Origin of the sequence: Acidipila sp. EB88 (assembly GCF_003858395.1) — a bacterium.
GTDB lineage: Bacteria > Acidobacteriota > Terriglobia > Terriglobales > Acidobacteriaceae > EB88.
Genome location: NZ_QWEV01000005.1, coordinates 4,182,827 through 4,204,520 on the forward strand (window position 1 = coordinate 4,182,827; position 21,694 = coordinate 4,204,520).

The following is a 21,694-nucleotide window of genomic DNA, read 5'->3' on the forward strand; positions in this document are numbered from 1 at the left end:
ATCCGGGCGCGGCACGCTGGGTCCTGACAAGGTTCCCACTCTGTAACTTCGTGCCGCCCATAGATAAAGGTTGAATGGCTTACAGGCCTCCACCGACAAAGTGGACGACCTCGATGCGGTCGCCTGCCTCAATGGCGGTGTCCGCCCATGTAGCACGGGACACGATCTCGCCATTGCGTTCCAGTGCCACGCGGTCCGCCTGCATCGCAAGTGCGTGCACAAGGTCAGCGACGGTGCTTCCCGCTCCTAGCTCGGCAAGCTCACGCGCCTGCCCGTTGATGATCATTTCCATACGACTCAGCGTACCAAAGCCCAGGTGATGTGAGGTCTAGGGATACTTCAGAGATCCGCACCTCCACTCGACTGCGGCAAAGCCGGCAAACTCGCAGTTCGCCGCGGCCGTCTGGGTTGGCTGCACCAGCACGGTCGCAGGCAGCGAGCAGGCATGCCAATCGAAACCTCAAGCTGCGATCCGACGTGGGCCTGCGCGCTGCGCTGAATCGGAAAGCAAACTGGCTGCAAAGCTCACGCGCTGCGCTGTTTCAGAGATGATCGCAATGACCCTTCGAGCAAACACAACAAAGCGTGAAGTGAAATCCCGTATTTACAAGCGCTTTGAGCAAATGTCCAGGTTCGTGATCCCACCCGCCCGATGGAGCAAGTGTCCTTCAATGCACAGCAGAAACGCGCCACTTGCGGGATATACCACGGACTGCCTTCGACCTGATTGGCTTGCAGCATAAATTTCTTGACGTTTCGTTACCTTGCCTATACTTTCGCTTTCACGCGACAAAGTGACAGGCGAAAGCTTCTGAAACACCCCGTCGGGTTTTGAAGCCAGCTCATCACGTGTCAGATCCTCATGATCCGTCAGCCTGAAAGGAATTCCAGCATGATCGAGCCTCTCGAAAGCCGCCTCGCCTCGTCGCGAAACCAACTCGCCCCGTCGCGGGCATTCGGGCTCCGCGCCACGTCGCTCGCGCTGGCTGCCTGTGGAGCGCTCACGTTTCTGCCTTCGTCGTGTGTGCTCGCGCAAAGCACGGTAGGCAACATCACGGGCAGGATCGTGGCACAGGACGGCACGCTGGTGCAGGACGCACAGGTGACGGTGATCAATGAGGGCACACACGCCACGCGCAGCCTCCACAGCAATGCGGACGGCAACTATGGCGCCTCGGAGCTGAACCCAGGAACGTACACGGTACTGGTGGAGGCACCGGGGTATGCATCGTTCAAGAACCTGGATGTCGTGCTCGCCTCGCAACAGACAGTGCGTATCGACGTCACGCTCAAAGTTGGGCAGGTGGATGCGAGTGTGCAGGTCACCGAAGGTGCGCCCGTGATCCAGACGGAGATGCCGTCCATCGCGAGTACGGTCAGCGCGCTCACGCTTGCCAATACTTCGTCCAACCTGCTGAGCACTTCGGATGCGACGGGCGACAGCGGACTGCTGTTCTATACCGAGCTGCTCCCTGGTGGTGAAAAGACTGGCGACGCCTTCAACTGGTCCGTGTATGGATCGCGCGGTGCGGAGGCTTACTACAGCGTGGATGGCATCAGTTCCAACTCTGTGCTGTACGGGAACATGGTCGGGCCCTCACTGCCGCCGTTCGGGATGGTGCAGGAGGTGCAGTACTCGTCGGTGAACAACAAGGCCGAGCTTGGACAATTGCTGAACGTCAGCGTGATCACAAAGTCCGGCGCAAACAAGTTCCACGGGGATGCCTACGACAACTACGCGAACAGCGCCCTGAACGCACGCAACTACTTCGCGAACACAGTTGGCCGCAACATCCAGGATGACTTTGGCGCAGACCTCGGCGGCGCGATCCTCAAGGACAAGCTGTTCTTCTTTGCCTCGGGTGAGTTCCTGCGGCAGACCTCTCCCGCGGTGATCAACCCAAGCGTGCCCACGGCGGCTTTTCGCAGCGGTGACTTCAGTTCGCTGCTGACCGGCGCAAATCCGATCCAGCTGAAGAATCCGCTTACTGGCGCGAACTACGCCGGCAACATTATTCCGGTGCAGCAGTTGAACGCCGGCGCGCTTGCCTGGCAGAACGCTTTTTATCCGCTCCCCAACTTCGGTCTTGCCGATAACTACGTCGCCAACTTTCGTGGCACCTATCCGCAGAAGACCTATACCAACCGGTACTATCTGCGCGGGGACTACAACTTCTCTCCGTCCAACACCATGTACGCGCGCATGGGTTATGTGCGGTCTTCGCCCGAGGTGCTGGACAGCGGCCTCCCACCGTCACTTACCGGTCTGCGCGTGCAGAAGCGCCATACTTGGCAGGGCGTGATCTCGGACACCTGGGTGCTCAGCCCTTCCCTGATCAACGTCGCGACCGTGGGCCTGACACATACAGAGAACGATTTCGGCGGCGACATTCACGGCCAGGCATTAATTGACACGCTTGGCATCACGGGGCTGCCGACTGCGCCAGCGGAAGCGACGGGCATCCCCTCCTTCTACCTCAACAACTTCACGTCACCTTACCAACTGCCGCAAAGCGAACCCACAGAGCAGACCGTCCAGTTCATCGATCAAGTGACGTACCAGAAAGCGTCCCATACCATGAAGATCGGCATAGAGTACCGGCCGATGCAAGCCGAGCAGTACTTCAACTACAACTTCGGCACGGAGAGCTTCACCGGTGGGCTTTCCGGCTTCGACTATGCCGACTTCCTGCTTGGCCTGCCACAGACCACGGGGTACACCTACACTCGTCCTCCGCAGTACTCGCGACTGTGGTACCTGAGCGGGTATGCGCAGGATGACTACCGTATCCGCAAGAACCTGACGCTGTTCTACGGTCTGCGCTACGACTACAACAGCCCCGCCGTGGATAAAAACAACGTCGTTGCCTCGTTTGATCCCGCGAGTGGCGCCATCGTCGTGCCGAATGCGTCCATCGCACAGAACTACATCAACCCGGCCTTCCCGAGCCAGATACCGATTGAAACGGCAGCACAGGCCGGCTTCCCGTCGCGGTCTTTCCGCGAGGCGACGAAGCTGGCGATCTATCCTCGTGTCGGCTTCTCATGGCAGCCCTTCAACAACGGCAACACCGTTGTACGCGGCGGTTATGGGATCTTCAATGAGGAGTTCACGGCAGGACTTGCCTCGTACCTGTATGGTGGTCCGTTCGGTATCAGCGTTGGTTACACCAATACGATCGCGAACGGTGCGCCTTCCGTCTCGCTACAGCAGCCAATCAACACCAATGAAGGCGGCATCGGGCTTGGCGCGGTGAGTGTTTCCGCTCCCAAGGTCAACCTCAGCAACCCTTACATTCAGCAGTTCAATCTCACCGTCGAACAGAACCTGGGCTTCAAAACCGGCCTGCGCCTCTCCTACGTAAGCACGCGTGCAGCACAGCTGACGTACACGCGCAACATCGATCAGCCGGTCGCCGGCACCGCGCCGTATAACCCGGCGACGATTCCCTACCCGGACTACTATTCGGTCTACCAGTTCGACAATGGCGGCTACGAAAACTACAACGCCTTCACCGCCGAGATTAACCATCCATTCGCGCATGGCATCTCGTTTGAGGGTGCGATTACCTGGGCCAAGAACCTGACGGACGATGACGACCAGGGTGGCAACGGCATCGAAGGTGGCGTCACTGCGGAAGACAGCTACAACCTCTCGCGAGAAAAAGGCAATGCACAATACGACCCGCGCATTGCCTTTGTGTCCAACCTCATTTACCAGCTTCCAGTCGGCCGCGGTGGCTACCTGCTGAAAGGCGACAACATCGCGGCAAGGCTTGCCGGCGGATGGAAAGTGAGCGGCGCGTACCTCGCGCAGAGCGGCCACTTTCTTACCCCGATGTACAGCGGCACGGACCAGGCCAACGTGAACCAATTCAGCGGCAGCGTAGACAAGACCGGTATTTCAAGCGTGCCAGTCAATGGCCGCAACATCACCACCTGGTATAACCCGGCAGCGTACACCACGCCCCAATCTGGCAACTTTGGACATGCAGGCTACGGCATTGTGGAAGGCCCCAACATGAACACCGTGAATCTCGCACTGTTCAAAAGCTTTCCACTGTTCCGCGAAAGCCAGCTGGAGCTGCGAGGAAGCTTCACCAATGTCCTGAACCACACCAACTTCGGCGACCCCAACATGACGATCACGGACACCGGTGCGGGGCAGATCACCAGCGTCACAACCAACACGTTCGGGCAGCCGCGCGCCGGGCTCATCACCGCGACCATCAGCTTCTAGAGTGACTGGACGCCTGTAATTACAGTCACAACAAAGGCCGCCTGCAACCGCAGGCGGCCTTCTTTGCGCACCGTTTTGTCAGTCGAGCCTGGACAGGAACTGCGCGCGCATTGCCGCGTCGCGAAATGCTTCCGTCCCACCCACGGCCTGCGTCGAGAGTGCCCCGGTAACATTCGCCATGGCAGCGCAGCGCGCCGGGGATTCTCCCTGCAGATACCGATGGAGGAAACCCGCGTTGAAGCTGTCCCCTGCACCGATGGTGTCGACCGGCGTGACAAGCAGCGGGGCAATCACTTCGCGATGGGCTCCCTGCTGGATCACCGCGCCGCGCCTGCCGCATTTCACAACGATCAATGGCACACGCGGAGACAGCGCGTCGAGTGCCGCCTCGAGTGTGGGTTGCCGGGCAATGCGCAGCAGTTCATCTTCATTGGGCAGTAGCAGATCGATCTCGTCCAGCAACTCGTCCAGCACGCCTGACCACCTATCCTCGGGGTCATCGTTGGTATCGAGCGAGATCGTCATGCCCGTCGCGCGCAGTTCGCGAAACAAACCAGGCAGTCCGGCGTGCAAACCGGTCTGCAGAAAAAGGGAGGACAGGTGAAAGTGCCGGGCGCTCGCAAGGTATTGCTGATCGAGGTCCGCGACCGTCAGCTTCGCCATCGCTCCGAGATAGGTGAGGATGTGACGGGTGTCTCCATGATGCAGCAGAACAGTTACACCTGTGCCCAAGTCGTCCCTCCGAGTGAATCGGCTCAGGTCGGCACCACTCTCGCGCAGACGCTGGTACGCGAGTTCGCCAAGTTCATCGTGGCCCACCTGGGAGAGGAAACCCACGCGCGTGCCGAGCATCGCAAGGTTGTGCGCGAGGATGGACGAAGACCCACCCAGCGTTGTCTGGAAGCCGGAAGCCAGCAGTTCACGCTCGACCGGCATTTGAACAGGCAGACCGTAGAGGATCAGGTCAAGATTGGTCTCGCCAGCAATGGTAATGTCGAAACGCTTTGTACCGGCGGGTTGCTGCGGTGGAACTCCTGCCTCGGTCAACGATCTTCCTTTCTTCTGTGCGGCGGTTTACCAGCCGAGCCTTGCACGAAACCGGCTTAGCTCGGGTGACCAGCCAGCGTGACAACCTCGAAGGGTGCCAGCGTAATCCTTGCGACCTGCCCCTTGCTCACGTGCAGCGAGCGGATGCCTCCGGGGCGTGAGGCCCATACACTCTGCAGGATGTAGGAGCCGGGCGCAGCGGCCGGTAGTTCCAATGCCTGGCCGATCTCCAGGCTAAAGCTTTGCGCGTGGTCCGACGGGTTGCGCAGCGTCACGATGCCTTCTTTGGCACTCCATGCCGCCCAGCCGTAGACCTGGAGCAGGCTGGGGTCTCCACCGATCCAGTGCGCGTCCTTGAGTGTTTCCGCATGCGCACGGCTCCATCGCGCACCTTCCGCCAGCGTGTCCCAGTTCGCCTGCGTCAGCAGTTTGGGCGTGATGTACATCTCCTGCAGCTGCGTGCCACTCCCGAAATACGAGTGCACCTCGTCGGCAAACTCGTTCTTCGGATCGCTTGTAAGATCGAGCGCGGACTTGGCATAGATGATGCCGTGCAGCATCAGCGAGTTCAACGGGAACAGCGGCCCCTTCTGCACGATGTTCCGATACGTCTGCCCGTCGCGGTAAGTCATCCAGCGCTGCCGCGGCGAGCCGACTCCGGTGAAGTCGTGGTCTTCACCTCCACGCCAGATTGAGTCCGCGTAGAAGAGCCAGAAAGGTGACGGTGTTGTGCCGGTCGTGAGATTGATGAACAGGCCAGGCTTGGCACCACGGAGTCGATCAATCAGGTGGATCGCGGCATCGAAGTCGCTGTCGAACGCACTACCGGGAAACACGCGATCGGCGTTGCCGGTGCCATCAAACTTGAACTGGTTTACATGGTAGCGATCCACCATATCGAGACAGGTCTGCTCGAACTGCTTGTAGTACCTGGGCCCCGAAAGAGCATAGCCGTTGTTGAGAATTTCGTAGCCATGCGACTTGCCATAGGCGACCCGTTCTTGCTTCTGCCTGTCGTAGCCGCCCCAGGGAGAAAGCCATACACCAATGCCTGCGTGGTACGTCGACGCCGCAGCCCCGACACGCGTGAACCCGTGGGGGAAGCCCGAGTCAAAGCCCCACAGGGTGTTGGGGTCATCCCAACCATCATCAAACAGGTAGGAGTCGAGCTGGACCTTTCTCTTCTCCACAAGCTCAGTCCCGAACGCGTGCACCCGGTCGAGTGCCCCTGCTTCGTCAAAGCGGTTGGTGTAGCCCAGGTCGAACCACGAGTTGTAATGTAAAAATGGCTTGTATCGGCGCGGTCGCTCGTTTTCAAGGTAGGTGAGGAAAGCGCGCCTTAGCTGTCCGGGCTTCGAAGTCCCGATCACGGCACCATAGGTGATCGACTGCCCGGACTGCAAAGGAAGCTGCCGATGCAGCGACGCGTCCACCACCCCCTGCTGTACGGTGTTGCTCGACAGCGGATGCTCGAAGCCGTAGAAGAGATCCTTGCTGACGACCGGGGAACCTTTTACGCTGCCGTCGACCCGGGCGGACGCATCCTGAAACTGCAGCAGGTGCACCTCGCGGATGGGTAGCTCCTGCGCGCCGGCCTTGATCGAGAGTGTCACGCGCGCATATGCATTGCCTGGCTTGACGACGGGGCACCACTCGAACGAGGCTGCGGGTTGTTGCGTCACAAACGACCAGCAATGGTTCGCCATTGCGCCCGGGTGAGGGATCGCCGTCGCCTGCATCGCGGTGGAACGCAGCGTGGATCCGTCCTTGAGAATGATCACAAATGCTTCGGGTATATCAATCGTCCTGTGGGCACTGCCGTCCACCACCTGCCATCCGCCGAAGTGCTTTGTGCCCGACTTCGCGGACGACCGGATGTTGAGCGTAATGTTTTTTCCGGCGAACGTGGCCTGCGCGTCAGCGCGAGATGGCTGCAACAACCAGCATCCACCGGTTGCTGCGAGCGCCAGCAGGGATGCGAACGAGCGTTGCAGTGGAAGCGACGAAGACTGCCGGAGGTGGACACGGTTCGACAAGGAGTTCACTCCCATGTGCGGGTATCGCGAAGCTGTAGACAGCCTAAATGGAAAGGAGTGGAAGCCAGCGCAGGTTTCGCTTTATATTTCTTTTCACAGCCTGCTGCCGCAGCCGAACGACTCCGGTGCCAGGCGAGGAGAGCACTATGCCCCAGCAGGGCGACCCATACGAGCAGGACAAGTTCATCGCGATGGTCACGGCCAAGGCAAACGTTACCTTGCCGGTAAGTGACTTCCATCCACGCTCCATGCTTACAACACCGGTTCACGACATCCAGGTGCCGCGCTTTCCGGTCATCGATTACCACAATCATCTCGACGCGCAGGATCCGTCCAGGGTGCTGGAGATCATGGATGCCTGCGGCATCGACCACGTCGTGAACATCACCATGCAGGTCGGCGACGAGGCGATAGCACAGATCAAGCGGTACCGGGATGCCGACGCGGAGCGCTTTTCAACGATCGGCTGGATGGATTGGCGCGATGTGGCCGAGGATGGTTTTGTGGAGCGCAGCGTGGAGCGACTGGAACGCCTGGTCGAGCACGGCATCGTTGGCTTCAAGTTCTGGAAGGATCTCGGGCTGACGGTTCGGGACGCCTCGGGCAAACTGCTGCGCGTGGACGATGAGCGCCTCGCCCCGGTATTTGAGCGGGCAGGCGAGCTGGGCATCCCGGTCATGGTGCACATCGGCGACCCCGAGGCCTTCTTCCTCCCGATCGATGCCAACAACGAACGCTTTGAGGAGCTGGCAGCGCATCCTGACTGGAGCTTCCACGGTGCGGAGTACGGAAAGCATGCCCTGCTAGACCAGCGAGATCGCGTGTTCAAGCGGCACCCCCGCACCTGCTTTGTTGCGGCACATGTTGCGGAGAATGGAGAAGACCTGCAGCGGGTTACGCGGATGCTGGATGAGCATCCGAATGTGTCTGTCGACATCAGCGCACGCGCGTCCGAGCTGGGTCGCCAGCCTTACGCTGCACGCCGGTTCTTTCTCCGCTTCGCAGACCGCATCGTGTTCGGCGCAGACCTTGTGCCAGAAGAATCCATGTACCGGCTCTACTACCGATTCCTCGAAACAGAAGACGAGTACTTTGAATATCCCACGCACGCCTCGCGTCAGGGGCGATGGAACATCTACGGGATGCATTTGCCGGACGACGTGCTGCGTAAGGTTTACCGGGACAATGCGCTGAAGCTGCTCTCCATGCCTCGCAACGCCGCACGCACGCGTTAGAAGAGTAATTCCCTCATGGCATGTTCCTCGTGGCGCCGCTGTTTCATCAGTGGCGCGCGGGCGCTCTCCTGTCCGCGATCCACGCTAACCGGGCTTCTTCGACGGCGCGAGTTTGCTTCTGCAATGCGCGTTAAGAATTCCCTTGACTGGCCTTGATCAACGAACCAAGATAAGCAAACGAAACAAGCCGAAAGAAAGCATCATGCTTGCATTTTGCCTCACACCTCTGTTTCCCGAGGCTTTGAGAATGCAGCAAGGGAGCGTCCCCATGGCTTTGCGACTCTTCGATCGATCGTCATCGACACACCACGGGCGTTGTTGCCTGCTACGCACAGGCGCTGTCTGGTTGGCGGCGCGCGCATCCACAACGGGCAAAGCTCATTCGTATCTCGCGGCCGCTGCCGTCGGCCTGGTGCTCTGCGCCGCAGCCACTCCCGTTGAGGCGCAGAAGGACGCAGGCACAATCGCCGGCACTGTGCACGACGCTTCGGGCGCGGTGATCGACAATGTCTCCATCCGCGCCACGGATGTGGACCATGGCACCGTGGTCGTCGTGACATCGAACGCGAGCGGCGAGTACGTGCTGCAGCCGCTCAAGGTTGGGCGCTACACCGTCACCGCCGAAAAACAGGGCTTCAGCCGGGTCGTCTCCACTCCCATCGTGCTTTCCGTGCAGCAGCGCGCCGTCTTTGATATCACGCTTGCCATCGGGCAGGTGAGTGAAGTCGTCTCGGTTACCGATAGCTCGGCGCAGCTTGAGACGGAAACCTCGGAGCTGGGGCAGGTGGTCGACAGCCGCCGCATCGCGAATCTTCCACTCAACGGCCGCAACTTCGCGCAGCTTGCGCTGCTTACGCCAGGCACCGCGCCTTCGGCTCCGGGCTCCCGCGATCAGAGCAGCTACGGCTTCAGCGCCAATGGCGCGCGCAGCCTGCAGAACAACTTCCTGCTCGACGGCATCGATAACAATTCCAACCTGCCCGACCTGCTGAACGGATCAAGTTACGTGATTGAGCCCCCGGTGGAATCGCTGCAGGAGTTTAAAGTGCAGACGAGTTCGTACAGCGCGGAGTTCGGCCGAGGCAACGGCGCGATCATCAACGCTGTGATCAAGTCAGGCACAAACGAGCTGCATGGCGCGCTGTACGAGTTCTTCCGCAACGATGCGCTCGATGCACGCAACTACTTCGATCTGACACGTCAGCCCTACAAGCAGAACCAGTTCGGCGGCACCATCGGCGGGCCGGTGATTATCCCGCATTTTTACAACGGCCGGGACAAGACCTTCTTCTTTGCGGACTACGAAGGACTGCGGCTTCGTGACAGCGAGCCAATCCCGGCGATCGTGCCTACCGCGGCCCAACTCGCGGGCGACTTCTCTGCAAACCTCGACACGACGCAACCTGTGCTTGACTCGGTCACCGGCGCGGTGGTGCAGGATTGCGCCGGGCACCCCACCTACAACGGAGAGATCTTCAACTCGCGCCTCGCGCAGGCATCCGTTTTGAACAGCAGCGGCTTTTGCGGAACGCCCTTCGGGTATGCGGCAGGCGGCACGCCTCTGAACGTCATCCCCGCTAACGTGGTTGACCCACTCGCGTCGCGGATCGCTGCGCTCTATCCAGCCTCCAACATCAGCAACCCGGCATACAACTACATCGCAAGCCCCGAGCGGGTGACGGATCGAAACAACTTCGACATGCGCCTGGATGAAGAGTTCTCCCCGCATGACAGCTCGTTTGCGCGCTACAGCTATGAGACCGAACCGGTCAACATACCGGCAGTGTTCGGTCCTGTTGCCGATGGCGGCGATTTCTTCTCCGGCATCGCGCACACCGAGTACCACAGCCTGGCGCTGAGTGAAACGCACATCTTCACGCAGCACTTCGTCAATGAGTTTCGCTTCGGCTACAACCGGATCTACTCGCAACGACTGCAGCCGGGTTACGACTCCGACCTCGCGTCTACCATCGGATTCCCCGGTGTGCCAGCGGCTCCCGCAAACGGCGGTCTGCCGCAGCTTACATTCAGCGACGTGTCGCAGATCGGCAGCTCGTTGTTCCTGCCGACCCGCGAGTTGCAGAACACGTACATCATCTCCGACAACCTCTCATGGGTAGTGGGCAGCCACAGTGTGCGCTTCGGCGGCGAGATCGACCGCAACGAGTTCGCGATCTACCAGCCTGCGGAGCCGCGCGGCACCCTCGACTTCAGCAGCCAGTTCACCGACAATGCCGGCACCGACTCTCCCGGCACAGGCGGATCGGGCTTCGCCTCCTTCCTGCTCGGCATACCAAGCAGCGGCGGGATCAGCAACGCGATCAACATCGACTACTTCAGGCCAAGCTGGAGCCTGTACCTGCAGGATGACTGGAAGCTCACCCAGCGGCTGACCCTAAATCTTGGTCTGCGGTACGAGCTGTACCAGACCGTGAAGGAGCGCAACAATCACCAGGCCACGTATGACTTCGCCACCGAAACGCTGATGCTGCCCACGGGCCAGCCAGTTACGTTGACGCCCACCGTAGCCTCGTATTTGCCTGTGAGCGCAACTGCCTCCGATGGCCTCATCCATCCTGATCTGAACAATTTCGCCCCGCGCATCGGCATGGCTTACCGGCTGACCGACAAGATGGTACTGCGCTCCGGCTATGGGTTCTTTTACGGAGGCAGCGAGAGCGGGCCATACTCCAACCCGAGCCCTGGATATAACCCGCCGTACTACGCGACCAATTCTTTTTCCGCCAACTGCTCGCAGGCCACGGCAAACGCTGCGGTGCAGGACTGCTCCATCCCCGGCCTCAACGTGCTATCGCAGGGCTTCCCCGCAAACTCGCTCAGTGATCCGAATACGCCGCTGCTCTACTCACTCGATCAGCACCTGGTCACGCCTTACATTCAGCAGTACCAGCTTTCAACCGAGTACCAGCTGCCGCATGGCTTCCTGCTGGCAGCTGCGTATGCCGGCTCGCATGGATTGAAGCTATACACCTTCCTGAATGGCAACGAGGCGACGCCAACCGCCGATCCCACCGCGCCGGTGGCGCCCCGTCGGCCCGTGCCCTCCATCGATGCACCTATCTCGTGGTTCCGCTCCGAAGGCAAGTCCAACTACAACGCGCTTGAGCTGCACGTCGAGCGGACCTCGACTGCGGGTCTTTCCCTGCTCGCTTCGTACACCTATGCACACGGTCTCGACAATGCATCGGGCGCTAACCTCGGCTCACAAAACGGAGGGGACTTCCGTGACTTCCGCCACCCGGAAGCCGAGTATGGAAACTCGGACACCGACATGCGGCACCGCTTTGTGTTCAGCGCTCTCTACAATCTCCCGGTCGGCACCGGCAAGCGGTTTCTGCCCAACGCGGGGCACGCGCTGGACACCGTCATCGGCCACTGGCAGGCAGGCGGCATCGCAACCTTTTCTACCGGCAACTGGTTTACCGCGACAGAGGCAAATAATTTTTCGAACGTGCCGGATGGCGGAGGCAACGTCGGCAGTTCGCAGCGCCCTGACTATGCCGGGAATCCCAACAGCAAGCCCTGCGTGGCTGGTACGTACTTCAACACCTGCGCTTTCGCCGATCCGGCGGAGGGTAGTTTCGGCACGGTCAATCGCAACACCATTGTTGGCCCGGGCACCGAGGAAGTGGATTTCTCTCTCTTCAAACTGTTCCGCCTGACAGAGCGTTACAACCTTGAGTTTCGTTCCGAGTTCTTCAACATCGCAAACCACTACAACCCATTGTTTGCTCCGGCCGCCGCCAGCGCAACTGTGGGTGCCACGGTACGCGATACGCCAGGTTTCGGTTTCGTCACCGCAGCACAGCCGCCACGGCAGATCCAGTTTTCGCTCAAGCTGTCGTACTGATCGGAGTTCGCATCATGCAACGCGTGCTGTATCTTGCTCTTTCCGCGACGGCGTGCCTGCTGGCATCCTCGTTGCAAGCCCGGGCTCAACTCGCAGTCACGGTTCACCCAAAGGACGGGAGTTACAGCATCGATGCACCCGGTATCTCGGGTTCGGTCCTCGCTGCAAATCCGGCTGTGCGCGTCGACGGCAAATGGTTCAACGCACAAGACTATCCAAAGCACGAAGTAAGCCGCGCCGCCTTTAACGCGGAACTGGGCGCAGGCACGGAACAGCGCATTGTGTACTCCGGTCTGCAAGGTGCGCCCGATCTCACCTTGAGCATCCGCACGTATGCCAATGCGCCGTTTGGGGATATGCAGCTCACGGCGCGCAACGCGGGTGGTTCCCTGCTCAACGTGCAGGCATTTCGCCTGATCCATGCTGCGGGTCCAGAGGTCATTCACCTGGGAGGCGATGCGGCCGCGGACCGCGTACTCTCCGATAGCTTCAGTGAAGATCGCCCGGGCATGCAGCTCCGCGACCTCGGCGACCCGGAGGCACAGGTGCATCGCGCAGTGGGGAGCCAGCTCATCTACAACCAGCAAACCAGGCAAAGCTGGTTCATCGGCGCGCTCACCTCCGACAAGTTTCTCAGCGTGTTGCGGCTGCACATGGCTGCCGCTCACGGAGCAGCGACGAACTCCTACGAAGTGGATGCGACCGGCACAACAGAACTGCTCAAGGAGAACTCGCTGCTCGACTCCTCCGAGGAGGACCGGGTGGAGCTCAGCCTGCCGCTGGCTGCAGGTGCGGAGCTTGCCTCGGAGCGCCTGCTGTTCGGTGTCAGCACCGACTATCACCATCAGCTCGACGTGTACGGCCGGCTCATTCGCGACATGCACCACGCGCGCGTCTCTGCGCCCACGCCGCTTGGCTGGTGGAGCTGGACGGCCTACTACTTTGGACTAAACGAGGGGACGGCACTCACCAATGCCTCATGGCTCGCGCAGAATCTTGAGCCGCTTGGCTTTACCTTTTTCCACCTCGACGAGGGCTACCAGTATGCACGCGGCGAGTACGCCACCGCGGACGCCGCGCTCTTCCCGGAAGGCATGCAGGCCCTCGAGCGCACGGTAGCCGCCAAGGGACTTACGCCCGGGGTCTGGACGGCGCCATTTGAAGTTGCGGAGCGGTCATGGGTCTACGAGCATCATCCGGAGTGGCTGGTGCACAACGCGAAAGGTGCGCCGATCCACATCGGCCTGGTCGCCGAAGGCAAGGACCACCTGTTTGCACTGGACACAACAAACCCGGATGCCCAGGCGTATCTGCGCAAGACCTACACAACGCTGGTCAACGACTGGGGCGTGCGCTACATCAAGATGGACTTCATGGAAGACAGCGCCATTGAGGGCTACTACCATGTGCCCCACACCACGGCGCTCGAGGCGCAACGCATCGGGCTGCAAACCGTTCGAGACGCTGTGGGTGAAGCCGTTCTGCTCGACAAGGATGGCAGCGAGTTGCTCAACCCGGTGGGCATCGTCGACATCGGCCGCATCTCGCAGGACACGGGCCACACCTTTTCCGCGAGCCGCGACGCTGCTCCAGGCATCGCCGCGCGTTACTACATGAACCGCAACTACTTCGTCGCCGACCCCGACGCGTTTTCTGTGTCGACGCAAACCGTGGACGACCAGAGCTGGCACGGGGGTGAAAAGCCACTCACCCTCGACGAGGCGAAGGTGTCGATCGCGCTCACGGCAGTCTCCGGCGGAATGTTCGAGATTGGAGACGACCTGCCCACACTCGGGGAGGCAGCGGAGCGGCTTGCACTCGTCAAGAACCCCGACCTGCTCGACATGGCCCGGCTGGGGAAGGCTTCCGTCCCGCTCGACCTCATGAGCTATGCACAGGAGGATAAGCAGCCAAGCCTCTTTCTGCTCAAGGAAAGCTCTCGGCAAACCATCGTGAGTGTCTTTGACTGGACCGAGGCAGCACGCGCGCATACGTTGTCTCGTGAACAGCTTGGACTCGCCCCCGGAGCCACCTACACAGTTGCCGACATCCTGGATCCATTCAGCACACCGCAACCCCTGCAAAGCTCGCTCGTGATTACGCAGCCGGCACACTCCGTCCGCATGGTGAAGATCATGCGCAGCGATGCTGCTTCAGCGGCTCCCGGGGTGAGCCTCCACATCGACTCCACCGGCAAGGCTGGCGCGACGCTCACCTTTCGCGCGGCTGCTCTGGACGAGCATGAGCCGGTTCTGCGCTACCTGTGGCAGTTTGGCGACGGTGTGGTCGCCGAAGGATTCGACGTGACGCACGCGTATACGCATGCCGGCACGTACACAGTGCAGGTAAAGGCCAAGGGGCTCTCTGGAGCAGCCGCAGAGATGCACCAGTCGATCACGGTGACTGGCGCCATCGCGACGCGCTTTCTGCCGGAACGCAAGGAGAGATTTGTTCCCACGCCTCGCTGAGCTGAGGAATACTCAGTTTGCCGGTGGACGGGCAAGTCCATCGTGGCGAAACACATAGCATCGCCCAGGGAGAATCGTTTGACCACAAAGACGGCGCAGGATGCCTCCATGCCTCACTTGAAGCGCTCCCTAAAGCTCTGGCACCTGCTCGTTTACGGGATCATCATCATCCAGCCCACAGCGCCCATGGGGATCTATGGTGTAGTGAGCAACATCGCCCGCGGACACGTGGTCACGACCATTCTGATCGCGATGGTTGCCATGCTGTTTACCGCGGTGAGTTACGGACGCATGGCGCGCGTGTATCCCAGCGCCGGCTCGGCCTATGCCTACGTGGGTGGTGAGCTGCATCCAGTCGCAGGCTATATGGTGGGCTGGTCCATGCTCATGGACTACCTGCTGAACCCGATCATCTGCGCGATCTGGTGCAGCGCGGCGGCAGCGAATATCCTGCCCAGCATCCCGTATGCAGCGTGGGCTGTCTCCTTTGTGCTGCTGTTCACGCTGCTTAACCTGCGCGGAGCCAAAAGCTCCAGCAACCTGAATGCCCTGCTCGCACTCGGTATGAGCCTTGTGGTCGTGGCTTTTTTTGCGTGCGCCCTCCGCTATCTCGCCCTGGTCGCCCGGCCCGTAGGCGGCCAGTGGCTCGTTCCGTTCTACGATCCGTCCACGTTTGCCGCTCCGCGCGTCTTTCACGGCACGTCGGTCGCTGTACTTACCTACATAGGCTTCGATGGTATCTCGACCATGTCGGAAGAAGTCGAGAACCCGCGACGCAACATCATGCTTGCCACGGTGCTCACCTGCCTGCTGGTCGGCGTTCTCTCCGCGGCGGAGGTGTATGTCGCGCAGCTCGCATGGCCGTACCGAGGGCCCTTCAGCGAGAGCGCCGTGGACACCGCCTACGTGCAGATTGCACTCCGCATCGGCGGCCATGTGCTTTTTCAGGTACTCAATGCCACGCTGCTGATTGCCAACGTTGGCTCTGGGATTGCTGCCCAGTTTGGAGCGGCGCGGCTGCTCTACGGCATGGGGCGAGACAATGCTCTGCCCATTCGCTTCTTTGGAGCACTGAGCAACTCGACCGCCATCCCCCGAAACAATGTGCTGCTGGTGGGAGCGGCGTCACTCGCAGGCGTGTTCTTGCTTACCTACGAGCGTGGCGCGGAGCTGCTGAACTTTGGAGCGTTCATAGCATTTATGGGGGTGAACGCAGCGGCGTTAGTGCACTACAAGTGGAGAACAACCGACGTCGTCCGCTTCCCTGCGCTGCTTCCCCTCTGCGGACTGCTGGTGAGCTTTTTCATTTGGATACACCTGGGACGCAATGCGCAGGTGCTCGGCACCGCCTGGATCGCTGCCGGGCTTTGTCTCTACTGGCTGCGCCGGCGCAAACACGTACCACGGCGGAAGGATGACGGTACGCTCGGCGGCTCGCTCCTTGCTCCGTAGACGTCTGCTGCCTGCATCTGCCTCGTGGATGAAGCGCTCCCACGGACGTGGGTGCCCGGGGTGAGCCTTTGACGTAGACAGGCATTTCCAGCCGGCCTGCAAACTTCCCAGGAATGAGGCTCGCTGCATAGACGCTTCCGGTATCTTTCGTTATATTTCTCTTTGTTCGCAAGGCTCACCTTATTCGACTAGGATGAACGTATGACAAGTCTTTCCAGCTTTGTTGATCTGCCCTTGGATGAGCAGCAGGCACGTGGATTGCAGTTCACCCCACGGGAGATCGCGCAGCAGCCCGACACGTGGCTGACTACTGTCCGGATCTTTCAGGAAGAGCAGGCGCGCATCTGCCGGTTTCTTGAAGAGGTTGGTTTGCTTCAGCCGATTGAGAGCCGCCCCGTGGTCCTGCTGGTAGGTGCGGGCACCTCGGACTATATCGGGCAGTCGCTTGCTCCGCTGCTTCGTGAAAAGTGGGGCTGCGAAGTAGCGGCATACCCGAGCACGGAGCTGCTGACGAACATGGATGAGTACATCGTGCCGGGCAGGCAGTATCTTTGGATCTCGTTTTCACGTTCCGGGGACTCGCCCGAAGGCGTCGCGGTGCTTGAGCAGGCACTCGATCGCTACCCGGAGGTCGCGCACCTCGTGGTGACCTGCAATGCCGACGCGCGCATGGCGTCCATCACCCGCGAAGCAACGCGGGCATGCGTCGTCGTACTTGATGACGCGGTCAACGATCGCAGCCTGGCCATGACCAGTTCCTTCACCAACATGATCGTCATGGGCCAGTGTCTGGCGCATGCCTGGGCGACAGAAGAGTATGTCTCGCTTATGGGCCATCTCGTAGCTGCAGGCCGCGACTTCCTCCATACCGCCGCAGACGAAGCAGAGAGTGTTTCCGCGCAGGGCCTGCCGCGCGCATGCTTTGTCGGCTCCGGGGCCCTGGCCGGTGTGGCCAAGGAAGCAGCACTCAAGGTGCTGGAGATGACAGCCGGCGACGTCAAGACCATGGCAGAGACGGTGCTGGGTTTGCGACACGGCCCTATGGCAGCGCTCGACACAGAGACGCTCTTCATCTGCTTTGCTTCGAGCGACGAACGCAGACAGCGTTACGCTGCCGACCTGATGTACGAGATCAGCGCGAAACAGATCACCGGGCGCCGCATCGTGGTCGGGCCGCATGCTGCCAAGGCGCTATTCGCCGCATCCTGCGACCGGTACCTTGCCGTGCCGGATGGCATCGCGGATGGCTATCGCCCAATCCTCGACGTGATGTTTGGTCAACTTCTCGGGCTATACTCCTCGATCGCGCGCAAGATGAAGCCGGACGCGCCCAGTCCGGGAGGCGTAATCAACCGGGTTGTGCAGGAATTCAGGATCTACTAGGCAGGTTTGCATGGCGCATCTGGAACATCCGTTGCAGCAGCTCCTCTCCCTGCGCAGGCAGGGCATCGCATCCGGCATTTACTCCGTATGTTCGGCGCACCCATGGGTCATTCGCGCGGCAGCCGAGCAGGCGGCGTCGGATGGCTGCCTGCTGCTGATCGAGGCGACCAGCAACCAGGTCAACCAGTTCGGCGGCTACACCGGGATGCAGCCCGCGGCGTTTTGCGACTTCGTGTTCGCGCAGGTCCGCGCGGCAGGGCTCCCGAAGGAACGGCTGATTCTTGGCGGCGATCACCTCGGACCAAATCCATGGCGAGCGCAACCAGCAGCCGAGGCGATGCAGCAGGCAAGCATCATGGTGAGCGAGTACGTAAGCGCTGGCTTCACCAAGATCCACCTCGATGCCAGCATGCCGTGCGCCGATGACCGGCAACAACCATCAGATGCACTTGTGGCCGAGCGTACTGTGATCCTTTGCAAGGCGGCGGAAGCAGCAGCCGCTCCCGGTACGCGCCCGGTATACGTGGTCGGGACTGAAGTACCGACACCTGGCGGCGCCACGCACTCGCTGGAGGGACTCCAGGTCACGAGCGAAAATGCGGTTGCTGAAACATTGCGCGTGTACCGGGAGGCATTCGCCGCCGCGGGGTTGGAGGATGCCTGGTCGCGCGTCATTGCGCTGGTGGTGCAGCCGGGTGTCGAGTTTGACCATGACTCGGTGGTTCACTATGACCGAGCAAAGGCCACTCCGCTCACCCGGTGGCTGGCGAGACAGCAGGAAGCCATTGTGTTTGAAGCGCACTCCACTGACTATCAGCGGCCAGCTGCGTACAAGGCACTGGTGGAGGATGGCTTCGCTATTTTGAAAGTCGGGCCGGCACTCACGTTTGCCATGCGCGAGGCACTGTATGCGCTTGAGGATATGGAGAAGCAGCTCCTGCCGGTGGCGCAGCAATCCCACCTGAGCGATACGGTTGAGGAGACGATGCTTCGCGAACCCGCCGACTGGCAGGCGCATTACCACGGCTCCCTGGCGGAGCAGCGGCTGCTCCGCCAGTACAGCTACAGCGATCGCGTTCGTTACTATTGGCCGCGGCCTGCGATCGCACATGCGGTGCAAACACTGGTGGCAAACCTTGAGTCCACCGCCCTTCCTGAAAGCATGCTCAGCCGCTACCTGCCTGCGCAGTATGTGCGGCTGCGAGCCCGCCAGATCGCAGGCGACCCTGTTTCCCTGGTGGTGGATCGCATCAAGGATGTGCTGCGAGTCTATGCGGCAGCGACACCTGCAGTCTGAAGGTGAGTGAGGCAATCTGCTGCACGAATGAGTGCTCCGCATCATTGCATCCTGAGTGCTGACTTGGTATCTTCGATTCGGACTTGAGAGGGCGGCGCACAGCTTGATCGCACGAAAGAGCACGTCGAAACGCGCACAGCCGACTCCGCCCCCCGAGATGCCAACCCCTGGCAACCAGATGCTGATCGAAGAGCGCAGGCAGCACATTCTTGCGCTTGCCCATGAGCATGGCCGCGTGCTTATCAGCGACCTCTCGCGGGACCTCGGCATCTCCCGCATCACCATTCGAAAAGACCTTGAACACTTGCAGGCAAAAGGGGCTTTGCTGCGCACGCATGGCGGCGCGCTGCTGCCTTCCAATGGCACCATTGCCGATCCATCGCTCAAGCAGAAAGCAGCACGCCACTCGCAGGAGAAGCAGAGGATCGCTGCGGCGGCCGTGACGTTTGTACGCGAAGGACAATGCGTTTTGCTGGACTCCGGCACAACCACCATGGCGATCGCCACAGCATTGAAGAAGTTTCACAACCTCACGATCCTCACCAACGCGCTCAACATTGCAGCGGAGCTGAGTGGTACAGACTTCGATGTCATCCTGACAGGAGGTTCGCTACGAAAGAACTCTGTCTCGCTCGTTGGTCCACTTGCGGAGGATGTGCTTCGCGACATGCACGCGGACGTTCTGTTTCTTGGCGTGGATGGGTTTGACCTTGAGGTCGGGCTCACGACCCCGAACGTGATGGAGTCGAGGGTGAACCGCGCCATGGTGAAGGCATCAAAGACGGTGATCGCAGTGTGCGATTCAACCAAGTTCAACCGGCGCAGCTTCTCCAAGATCGTGGACGCGACTGCCATCCACCACGTCATTACGGATACCAACCTGCCGGATGAAATGGCAGAAGCAATGCGCGCGCTTGACATCAAGGTGACGCTGGTCTAGTTCTCAAACTTCGGAGAGGACATCCACTCTTCTGTGGCTGCTTCATCTCGCAGAATCGAACACGGGTTATCGCAACGCTGCAGGGCGTTCTCTGCACCCTACTGTTTCGGAACCGACATCCTCGCGAACTGCGCCATCATGAGGTCGGGAGCAAGCCGGCTCATCAAGCCCGGTACCTTGGTCAGGCCAGGTCGAATCTCATCATGACCCGCTTCCATCCCAGCTATCGCCTGTTTGGCGAGGACCTCAACCTTCATTGCCTCTTGCCCCTTCATCTCCCTTTCGAACTGTCCGCGAAACAAGGGTGTTTCTGTTCCTGGGGGAAGGAGTTCTATCACGCGAACGGACGTGCCTTTCAGCTGGACGCGCAGGCACCGGTGTAGGCGTGCAGTCCTGCTTTTGCCGCGCTGTATACCGATGAAATCTTAAATGGAATGTTTGCCAAACCCTACCATCACGAAGATCTTCACTCTGCCCTGCCAACCGCGGGCGAGGAAATGTTGACGAGCGTCGGCGTGAAGCGCTCTCACTACGCGAGCTCACCCGCCAGATTGGCGAAAAGTAAGCTGAGAACTGCATAGAGGACATCCTGTCAGGGCTGAAGCCGAGATGATCCGCGGTACCGCGCGTGTGATGGTCGTCGTCGCATTCGCCTGATCCCGTGAGGAAGGCTCCATGGCGCGAACAGCATTCGGCTTTTCGCTTTGTGTCCGCTTTCGCACGCGTCGAACACTCACAGGCAAACCACGTTGTGTCAGCAATTTCGCCAGATAAGTCGTGGATGCGATCTGTGTCGACATTCGGTGTTACAGTTGGTCGCATCGCAGAGGACTGGGAATCGCAGCGAGACCTGGGAGAACAAGCAGTGACCAAGCCAGAACGAAGCGCGAGCCATCGTTGTCCACGTTCACGCGTACTCCTCGTTTCAGCAGTAGTTTCGGCTTTCCCGTGCGGCTACTCCGCGGTCGCACAATCTCATTCTCCGGCACCGGTCGCTGCTCCTCAGAGCTTTGAGACCGCGTCTCTGAAGCTAGCTCCCGCCGGCCAAGCCGGGGCTGCTTCCATCTCGCCGTGGGGTACGCATCAGTTCACGGCAGCCAACGTGTCTCTGGGTGTGTTGCTTTCCATCGCATATGGCGTTGATAGCGCCTATATCACCGGCGTGCCAGGGAAGCTCGAGAGCGCAAGCTACGAAGTGGTGGCCTCGGCCGCGGGGAACCAAGGCCTGACCTATGAGCAGGTGCACGCTCCACTGCAGAAGCTTTTGGCTGAGCGCCTTCACCTGGTAGTCCATACCACGACGAGCCAGGTCTCCGGCTACAGGTTGGTTGCCGGCAAGAAAGGAGCGACCCTTGCTCCGGCGCAGGACCAGGGGGAGCAGTACGCCTACATCTTCAAGAACGAGATCAAGGCTCACAGCATAACGATGGAAGTGTTTGCCGGCCTTGTTGCCGCGGCTGTGAAGCAGCCTGTGCAGGATGCAACAGGAGTTGAGGGAAAAAACGATTTCGATCTGCACTTCAGCAGCCCGGACCAGCCGGACTCAAACCAGCCGTCGATTATGACTGCTCTTGAAGAGCAGTACGGCTTGCGACTTGTTTCCTCCAAGGTGCCGGTCCTCTCTCTCGTTGTCGACCATGTAGACCTTGTGCCCGCGGCGAACTGAGTGGCTGTTTGCATGCGTCGAAGGCAACTTTATTCGATAGGCCGCCCGCATTTGCTTGC

Annotated in this window: 13 protein-coding genes; 9 read left to right on the forward strand and 4 right to left on the reverse strand. The window is 60.3% G+C overall.

Annotation, left to right across the window (positions count from 1 at the left end):
- Positions 1–79 precede the first annotated feature (79 nt).
- Positions 80–292 carry a sulfur carrier protein ThiS gene (thiS, locus tag D1Y84_RS17480; protein ID WP_124849821.1) on the reverse strand — a complete coding sequence of 71 codons (213 nt, stop codon included), beginning with the start codon at positions 290–292 and terminating at the stop codon, positions 80–82.
- Positions 293–892: 600 nt separating this feature from the next.
- Between thiS and D1Y84_RS17485 the strand changes: the two genes are divergently transcribed.
- Positions 893–4,240 carry a TonB-dependent receptor gene (locus D1Y84_RS17485; RefSeq protein ID WP_158615561.1) on the forward strand — a complete coding sequence of 1,116 codons (3,348 nt, stop codon included), beginning with the start codon at positions 893–895 and terminating at the stop codon, positions 4,238–4,240.
- A 78-nt stretch (positions 4,241–4,318) separates the two neighbouring features.
- On the opposite strand, the gene D1Y84_RS17490 is transcribed toward D1Y84_RS17485, so the two are convergent.
- Both D1Y84_RS17490 and D1Y84_RS17495 read right to left on the reverse strand, forming a co-directional pair.
- Entirely contained in the window at positions 4,319–5,287 is a 969-nt protein-coding gene (locus tag D1Y84_RS17490; RefSeq protein WP_124849823.1) for a carbohydrate kinase family protein, read from the reverse strand.
- A gap of 56 nt (positions 5,288–5,343) precedes the next feature.
- On the reverse strand, positions 5,344–7,224 hold the full coding sequence (locus tag D1Y84_RS17495) for an enterotoxin (protein WP_124849824.1): 1,881 nt from the start codon (positions 7,222–7,224) through the stop codon (positions 5,344–5,346).
- Positions 7,225–7,469: 245 nt separating this feature from the next.
- On the opposite strand from D1Y84_RS17495, the gene D1Y84_RS17500 reads away from it, so the two are divergent.
- From D1Y84_RS17500 to agaR, 7 genes are all read left to right on the forward strand, one after another.
- Complete coding sequence (locus D1Y84_RS17500; RefSeq protein WP_124849825.1) at positions 7,470–8,558, forward strand: amidohydrolase family protein; 1,089 nt, start codon at positions 7,470–7,472, stop codon at positions 8,556–8,558.
- A 346-nt stretch (positions 8,559–8,904) separates the two neighbouring features.
- Positions 8,905–12,429 (forward strand): TonB-dependent receptor, encoded by a 3,525-nt coding sequence (locus tag D1Y84_RS17505; protein WP_233581526.1) that lies wholly within the window; start codon positions 8,905–8,907, stop codon positions 12,427–12,429.
- Between the two features lie 14 nt (positions 12,430–12,443).
- Complete coding sequence (locus tag D1Y84_RS17510) at positions 12,444–14,897, forward strand: alpha-galactosidase (RefSeq protein WP_124849827.1); 2,454 nt, start codon at positions 12,444–12,446, stop codon at positions 14,895–14,897.
- A 78-nt stretch (positions 14,898–14,975) separates the two neighbouring features.
- Positions 14,976–16,349, forward strand: coding sequence for an APC family permease (locus D1Y84_RS17515; protein WP_233581527.1), 1,374 nt, complete (start codon positions 14,976–14,978; stop codon positions 16,347–16,349).
- 201 nt (positions 16,350–16,550) lie between these two features.
- Positions 16,551–17,732, forward strand: coding sequence for an SIS domain-containing protein (locus D1Y84_RS17520; RefSeq protein WP_124849828.1), 1,182 nt, complete (start codon positions 16,551–16,553; stop codon positions 17,730–17,732).
- 10 nt (positions 17,733–17,742) lie between these two features.
- Positions 17,743–19,029, forward strand: a complete 1,287-nt coding sequence (locus D1Y84_RS17525) for a D-tagatose-bisphosphate aldolase, class II, non-catalytic subunit (RefSeq protein ID WP_124849829.1) — start codon at positions 17,743–17,745, stop codon at positions 19,027–19,029.
- A gap of 178 nt (positions 19,030–19,207) precedes the next feature.
- A complete protein-coding gene (gene agaR / locus D1Y84_RS17530) occupies positions 19,208–19,969 on the forward strand; it encodes a transcriptional repressor AgaR (RefSeq protein WP_124849830.1) in 762 nt (253 codons plus the stop codon).
- A gap of 98 nt (positions 19,970–20,067) precedes the next feature.
- Here agaR and D1Y84_RS17535 read toward each other — a convergent pair whose 3' ends face one another.
- The gene (locus tag D1Y84_RS17535) at positions 20,068–20,271 is read right to left on the reverse strand and encodes a hypothetical protein (protein WP_124849831.1); all 204 of its coding nucleotides are present in this window, start codon (positions 20,269–20,271) and stop codon (positions 20,068–20,070) included.
- 479 nt (positions 20,272–20,750) lie between these two features.
- Here D1Y84_RS17535 and D1Y84_RS17540 point away from each other — a divergent pair, with 479 nt between their 5' ends.
- On the forward strand, positions 20,751–21,635 hold the full coding sequence (locus D1Y84_RS17540; protein WP_124849832.1) for a TIGR03435 family protein: 885 nt from the start codon (positions 20,751–20,753) through the stop codon (positions 21,633–21,635).
- Positions 21,636–21,694: the final 59 nt, after the last annotated feature.

What these genes read in the sequence shown, in the direction of transcription:
- D1Y84_RS17485 (WP_158615561.1), top strand. Translation starts at nt 893, where the DNA reads ATGATCGAGCCTCTCGAAAGCCGCCTCGCCTCGTCGCGAAACCAACTC.
- thiS (WP_124849821.1), bottom strand. Translation starts at nt 292, where the DNA reads ATGGAAATGATCATCAACGGGCAGGCGCGTGAGCTTGCCGAGCTAGGA.
- D1Y84_RS17500 (WP_124849825.1), top strand. Translation starts at nt 7,470, where the DNA reads ATGCCCCAGCAGGGCGACCCATACGAGCAGGACAAGTTCATCGCGATG.
- D1Y84_RS17510 (WP_124849827.1), top strand. Translation starts at nt 12,444, where the DNA reads ATGCAACGCGTGCTGTATCTTGCTCTTTCCGCGACGGCGTGCCTGCTG.
- D1Y84_RS17540 (WP_124849832.1), top strand. Translation starts at nt 20,751, where the DNA reads ATGCGATCTGTGTCGACATTCGGTGTTACAGTTGGTCGCATCGCAGAG.
- D1Y84_RS17520 (WP_124849828.1), top strand. Translation starts at nt 16,551, where the DNA reads ATGACAAGTCTTTCCAGCTTTGTTGATCTGCCCTTGGATGAGCAGCAG.
- agaR (WP_124849830.1), top strand. Translation starts at nt 19,208, where the DNA reads ATGCTGATCGAAGAGCGCAGGCAGCACATTCTTGCGCTTGCCCATGAG.
- D1Y84_RS17525 (WP_124849829.1), top strand. Translation starts at nt 17,743, where the DNA reads ATGGCGCATCTGGAACATCCGTTGCAGCAGCTCCTCTCCCTGCGCAGG.